This window comes from Bacillus sp. JJ783 (assembly GCF_036963225.1).
GTDB classification, from domain to species: Bacteria; Bacillota; Bacilli; order Bacillales; family Bacillaceae_G; genus Bacillus_A; species Bacillus_A cereus_U.
The window spans coordinates 1-1,319 of record NZ_JBALMG010000066.1 but is presented as its reverse complement, the minus strand read 5'-3'; the positions used below and the strand labels follow the sequence as shown (position 1 = coordinate 1,319).

The following is a 1,319-nucleotide window of genomic DNA, read 5'->3' as shown; positions in this document are numbered from 1 at the left end:
TGGTCTTATCCCCGTCAAGTAGACAGCTTTTAAAAAAGACTAAGCAGCCATTGAGATTCGATATTCAATCGGAGCTCGATGATTGAGTCGTTTTTGGAATCGTTTGTAGTTATAATGATAGATGTATGTTTCAATTGCTTGAATCAATTCTTCTTTTGTTTGATAATAATTGAGATAAAACATTTCAGATTTAAAATGAGAAAAGAATGATTCAATACAAGCATTGTCATGGCAGTTTCCTTTGCGAGAGTGGCTGCCGATGGCACCTAGCTGTTGAAGCGTACGATGATAAGCATGAGATGTGTATTGGAATCCTTGATCTGAGTGGATGATGGTTCCATACACATCTCTTTTTTGTGTTGCTAAATCAAGTGTATCGAGAACAAGTTGTAGATCATTGCGATGTGAGAGTTTCCAAGCAACAATTTCATTATTGTAAATGTCTTGGACGACCGATAAATAGAGAAAATTATCTTTGAATGGCAAGTAAGTGATGTCTGTGACAAATACCTCATTTTGTTTGCGATTTTGGAATTGGCGTTCTACTACATTTGGGAAAATCTTTGAGGATTTCCCTTTAAAAAAGCGTCGCTTTTTACGGATGATCGATTGAATTTGAAGCTCTTGCATAAGTCTACATACTTTTTTGTGATTCACTAAAAAGCCCTCTTCTCGTAAGGCAATTGTCATACGAGGATAGCCATATTCCTTGTGTTTTATGTGAATCGCTTGAATTTGTTCACGCAATGTATCATCCTTTGAAAAACGTAATTTTCTTTGCATACGTGTTGAACGCCACTTATAGTAGCTAGAACGATTTAACTGAGCAATGACGACAAGCCAGATTACTTTGTATCGAGAACGTAGTTCTTCAATAATCTCGTACTTAGCTGTTTGAGCAAGGACACCTCCTACAGATTTGGATACTGCTTTTTTAAGTACGCCACCTGTGCCTTGTAGTATTCCAACTCCTCTTCCATACTATCGAATTTCGTACGAGGACGACCTTTCAAGGGGTTTTTGAGGCCCTTATTACCACTACTTTTTCCCCGTGAGTCTGAAATACCGCCTGTTTCTTGATATTTCCTAACCCACTCTATTAATTGCGTTCTACTTTTAAGTCCATATTTCTTCGCTATAGCTGATTGACTACCCTCACCATTTAAAAAACTTTCTACAGCTTGTATCTTTAATTCATTTGAATAAGTTTGAAATGTAGACCCTTTTTTAGCCATAATAAAATCCCCTCCAAGTAGAAGTGTAACATCCATGTTTGTTCATGGTCTTTTTACACTGTCTACCTTAAGGGGATAATATCA

1 protein-coding gene is annotated in these 1,319 nt (G+C 36.9%); it reads right to left on the bottom strand.

The features are described from left to right. Window positions 1–39 precede the first annotated feature (39 nt). Window positions 40–1,235 (bottom strand): IS3 family transposase gene (locus tag V7038_RS14950; RefSeq protein WP_415868883.1). Its coding sequence is split into 2 segments (ribosomal slippage): window positions 40–938 and window positions 938–1,235, totalling 1,197 coding nucleotides; the frame shifts between segments, so codons are not numbered across the junction. Between the last annotated feature and the right edge of the window lie 84 nt (window positions 1,236–1,319).